Annotated in this window: 4 protein-coding genes; all 4 read left to right on the forward strand. The window is 74.1% G+C overall.

From position 1 onward, the window contains the following. A partial coding sequence (locus tag AWZ10_RS40150) for a hypothetical protein (protein WP_060893531.1) occupies positions 1 to 1277 on the forward strand: 1277 nt, incomplete at its 5' end. Then, the gene (locus AWZ10_RS49180; RefSeq protein ID WP_063820119.1) at positions 1274 to 2221 is read left to right on the forward strand and encodes a 4'-phosphopantetheinyl transferase family protein; all 948 of its coding nucleotides are present in this window, start codon (positions 1274 to 1276) and stop codon (positions 2219 to 2221) included. The genes AWZ10_RS40150 and AWZ10_RS49180, both read left to right, overlap by 4 nt. Beyond that, positions 2160 to 3389: a methionine adenosyltransferase gene (metK, locus tag AWZ10_RS40160; RefSeq protein WP_060893532.1), complete on the forward strand. Its 1230-nt coding sequence runs from the start codon at positions 2160 to 2162 to the stop codon at positions 3387 to 3389. The genes AWZ10_RS49180 and metK overlap by 62 nt, the downstream gene beginning before the upstream one ends. Further along, positions 3386 to 4264, forward strand: a complete 879-nt coding sequence (locus tag AWZ10_RS40165; protein ID WP_063809841.1) for a thioesterase II family protein — start codon at positions 3386 to 3388, stop codon at positions 4262 to 4264. Before metK ends, AWZ10_RS40165 begins: the two co-directional genes overlap by 4 nt. Positions 4265 to 4434: the final 170 nt, after the last annotated feature.

A 4434-nucleotide genomic window follows, 5' to 3' on the forward strand; every position in this document is an offset into this window, starting at 1 on the left:
CTCGTCCCGCACCGGACGGCGGCCTGCTGCTTGGCGGCCGGGCCGAAGCCGCCCCGGACGCGATCGGTGCCCGCCTGTACGTCGTGCAGGCCCGCACCGGCCCGGCCCGCTCCCCGCACAGCCATACCGCCGTGCTCCTGGACGGCGGCCGACTCCCCCCACTGGCGGTGCGGGAGACGGGCAGGGCCGCGGCCCCCGGGCGGCTCCGCCCACCGCGCGCCGAGATCGAGCTGCACGAGCACGCCGTACCGCACGACGCGGTCCTCGGACCCGTGGGCGAGGGTGTGCCACTGGCCCTGCGTGCGCAGCAGGTCGGCCACGCTCTGGTGCCCGCGCTGCTGGTCGCCGCCGCGGACACCGCACTGCGCTCCGCCGTGCGTGCAGCCGGTGGCGGGGCGTCGCCCGGCCGCCCGCACCGGCGACTGGCCGGGGTCTTCGCCGACATCCTGGCCTGCGACAGCTTCGCCGGTGCCGCCCTGCGCGCGCTGAGCCTGCTGCCCGCACAGGCCCAGGTGCCGGCCGCCGCCGTGCACTACCTGGTCCCTGCGCTGCTCCGGGAGAACCTCGAGGCACTCGCCTGCGTGCTCGGTGCGCGCCGGCACGACCGCGGCAGCGCCCATCACGGGGCCCTCGGCAGGCTGATGCGGACCCTGCCGCTCGCAGCCTCCGGACCCGCGCGCACCGGCGCCGCCGACGGCCAGGCCGTGATCGCCCCCCATCTGCGGCCGCTCGCCGAGCACTCCTGGTTCGCCGAGCCGGAGCCGCCGCTGACGCTGTTCCGGGGATCCGACCTGCCCGTCCTCGACTTCGCCTCCCTCGCCGCGGCGGGTCACGGGGACTTCCTGGCCGCCTCGCTGTGCGGATCGGCGGCGCGGTTCGCCGAGGTCCGCGGCGTCGGCGGCCACACGGCCGTCCTCGCGGAACTCGTCCAGAGCCTCGTCACCGAACTGCACGCGCTGCGAGCCCGGTGCCGTGCGCTGCCCGGCCCCGGGGACGGACCGCTGCCCGTGGCCGCCGTGTGCGCGCTCGTCGACCGCTACGCCCTGGTGCTCGCCGCCGCGGCGGTCCTTGGCATGTGGGAGAGCCAGGACGGCGCCGACCCCTTTCTCGCCGCACCTGCCTGGCCGGTGCTCGCCCTGTCCCGGATCGCCCGGCGCCTCGGCGCGCCCGTTCCGCCCCTGCCGGACGGGGTGGAGGAACTGGTGCACCGCGAACTGGTGCGCCGCTGTCACGAGCATCTCAGCTATGACCTGGACGCCACGGAGCTCGCCCCGTGACGGCGCACGCGGTGCACATCGCACCGCCGTTCAAGGCCAGCGGCAGCCGCGGCCCCTGGCAGGAAGTGCGCGAGAGCATACGGCTGACCGGCAACGCCACGGTCCTCACCACCTGGGGGGAGTGGCTCAACGCCGCGCTGGCCGGGGGCGGTCTGCGCGAGATGCTCGGCCCGGACTGGCAGCGCTACCGGCGAACCCCCGACCCGGCCGTCCGCTACCGGTTCGCCGCCTCCCGGCTTGCCGTCAAGTACACGGCGGCCGCCGCCCTCGGCACCGAACCCGTCGAGCTCGACCTCGCCTACACGCCCGGCGGCCGCCCGTACCTGCGTGGATTCGGGCAGCTCGACATGAGCCTGACCCACTCCGAGGATCTGATCGCCGTGGGCATCAGCCGCACCGGCAGGATCGGCGTCGACGCCGAACCGGCCCACACGCGGCCGCCCGCCGAGGGGTTCCTCGGCCATGTGTGCACCGCCGCCGAGCGCGCCGAGCTCGGCCTGCTGCCCGAGACGGAGCAGCACCGGGCGCGCCTGCGCCTGTGGACGCTGAAGGAGGCGTACTCCAAGGCCCTCGGCCAGGGACTGCCCCTCGGCTTCACCGAGTTCGGCTTCACCGCGTGCGAGAGATGCCGCGCCGGCGCGGACGCAGGCCGCTGCGCGCTGCTGTGCGCGCCCGACGGCACGCCCGTGGAGAGCGACACATGGACCTTCGCCACCTACCACGTCCTCGGCGGCCGCTATCTGGTCAGCGTGGCCTGCCAGGACACCGGGGTGGTCGCCGTGCCCGGCCCGACGGTCACCGCGCCGCTGGACGAGACCGTCCTGAGCACGCTCGCCGACCGCCTGTCCCGTCAACACGCCCTTTCCGATCCTCTGGAGACCCATGTCCCGTCGTCTGTTCACCTCGGAGTCCGTGACCGAGGGTCACCCCGACAAGATCGCTGACCAGATCAGCGACACCATTCTCGACGCGCTCCTGCGCGATGACCCGTCCTCCCGGGTCGCCGTCGAGACCCTGATCACGACCGGCCTGGTGCACGTGGCCGGCGAAGTCTCCAGCACCGCGTACGCACCGATCGCGCAGCTGGTCCGCGACAAGATCCTGGAAATCGGCTACGACTCCAGCAAGAAGGGCTTCGACGGCGCCTCCTGCGGCGTGTCGGTGTCGATCGGCGCGCAGTCCCCGGACATCGCCCAGGGTGTGGACACGGCGTACGAGTCGCGGGTCGAGGGTGCCGCCGAGGGCGGGGAATCGGACGAGCTCGACAAGCAGGGCGCGGGCGACCAGGGCCTGATGTTCGGCTACGCGACGGACGAGACGCCGACGCTGATGCCGCTGCCGGTCTTCCTGGCCCACCGCCTGTCGAAGCGCCTGTCCGACGTGCGCAGGAACGGCACGATCCCCTACCTGCGCCCGGACGGCAAGACGCAGGTCACCATCGAGTACGACGGCGACAAGGCGGTCCGTCTGGACACCGTCGTCGTCTCCTCGCAGCACGCCAGCGACATCGACCTGGACTCGCTGCTGGCTCCGGACATCAAGGAGTTCGTCGTCGAGCCGGAGCTGAAGGCGCTCCTGGACGAGGGCATCAAGATCGACACGGAGAACTACCGTCTCCTGGTCAACCCCACCGGCCGCTTCGAGATCGGCGGCCCGATGGGTGACGCCGGCCTGACCGGCCGCAAGATCATCATCGACACCTACGGCGGCATGGCCCGCCACGGCGGCGGTGCCTTCTCCGGCAAGGACCCCTCCAAGGTCGACCGCTCCGCGGCGTACGCGATGCGCTGGGTCGCCAAGAACGTGGTCGCCGCCGGTCTCGCCGCCCGCTGCGAGGTCCAGGTCGCGTACGCGATCGGCAAGGCCGAGCCGGTGGGTCTGTTCGTCGAGACCTTCGGCACCGAACGGGTCCCCGTAGCCCGCCTGCAGCAGGCGATCACCGAGGTCTTCGACCTCCGCCCGGCCGCCATCATCCGCGACCTCGACCTGCTCCGCCCGATCTACGCCCAGACCGCCGCGTACGGCCACTTCGGCCGCGAGCTCCCCGACTTCACCTGGGAGCGCACCGACCGGGCCGAGGCCCTCGCGGTGGCCGCAGGCCTCGTGACATGACAGACGCGCAGCGCGGCACCCGGCCGGTGCGCCTGTACTGCTTCGCCCACGCCGGCGCGGGCACCTCCTCGTTCGACGGCTGGGCCGGCCGGGCCGGGCCGGACGTCGAGGTCGTACCGCTGCCGCTGCCCGGCCGGGGCAGCCGCGCACGCGAGCCGGCCATCACCGGGCGCGAGGCTCTCCTCGCCGACCTGACGGGCCACTTCACCGCGGCACCGCCTTCGCAGCCGTTCGCGCTGTACGGGCACAGCCTGGGCGCGATGGTCGCCTACACGGTGACGCGCGCGCTGCACGACGCCGGCCTGCCCGGGCCCGTGCTGCTCGCCGTCGGGGCCTGCCCCCCGCCGACGGTGCCCTCCCCGCTGTCCGACGCCTGGGCGGCACCGGAAGCCGAACTCGTCGGCCTGCTCACCGAGATGGGCGCCGTACCGGACCGGGCGGCACCCGGCGGGTTCTGGTACCGCACCGTGCTGCCGGTGCTGCGCGACGACCTGGCTCTGGGGCACCGGCTGCGCGTCGCCGCCCGGGAACCGGCCTCGGGCGGGCTGCCGGACGTGCCGCTGCTGGCGGTCTCCGGTGATCGCGACCGCCTGGGCCGTCCCGGCGACATGGCGGGCTGGCGGGAGTGGACCACCGGCCCCGTCACGCTGCACACCGTGCCGGGTGACCACTACTTCGCGGGCGGCCCGGATCTTCCCGTCCTGCTCGGCCGGGCCTGCCGCACCGCGGCGGACCGTGCGCCCGACTGCTGCTCCGGTCTCGCTCAAGTCGGTGCCGCCAAGGTCGGGATGACAGCGGACACCTCGGAGGGAACGGGGCGGCAGTGGGCGCGCTCACACCTTCCGGCCGGCCGTCATCTCCAAGGAGAGGTATGAGCCCCTACACGATCACAGCCGAAGAAGAGCGCGCGGCTGCCACACCGGCCGCCGCGCAGCACCGGTGGCATCTGGCGCTTGCCGAAGCCGCGAACGGTGCATTGCTGGACGCCGGCCTCGCCGCGCTGCGCACCCGGGCAGGCGGCGCCGTCGCGTCCGCCGAACCGGTC

Source organism: Streptomyces europaeiscabiei (genome assembly GCF_001550375.1).
Lineage (GTDB): Bacteria > Actinomycetota > Actinomycetes > Streptomycetales > Streptomycetaceae > Streptomyces > Streptomyces europaeiscabiei.

What these genes read in the sequence shown, in the direction of transcription:
- metK (WP_060893532.1), top strand. Translation starts at nt 2,160, where the DNA reads ATGTCCCGTCGTCTGTTCACCTCGGAGTCCGTGACCGAGGGTCACCCC.
- AWZ10_RS40165 (WP_063809841.1), top strand. Translation starts at nt 3,386, where the DNA reads ATGACAGACGCGCAGCGCGGCACCCGGCCGGTGCGCCTGTACTGCTTC.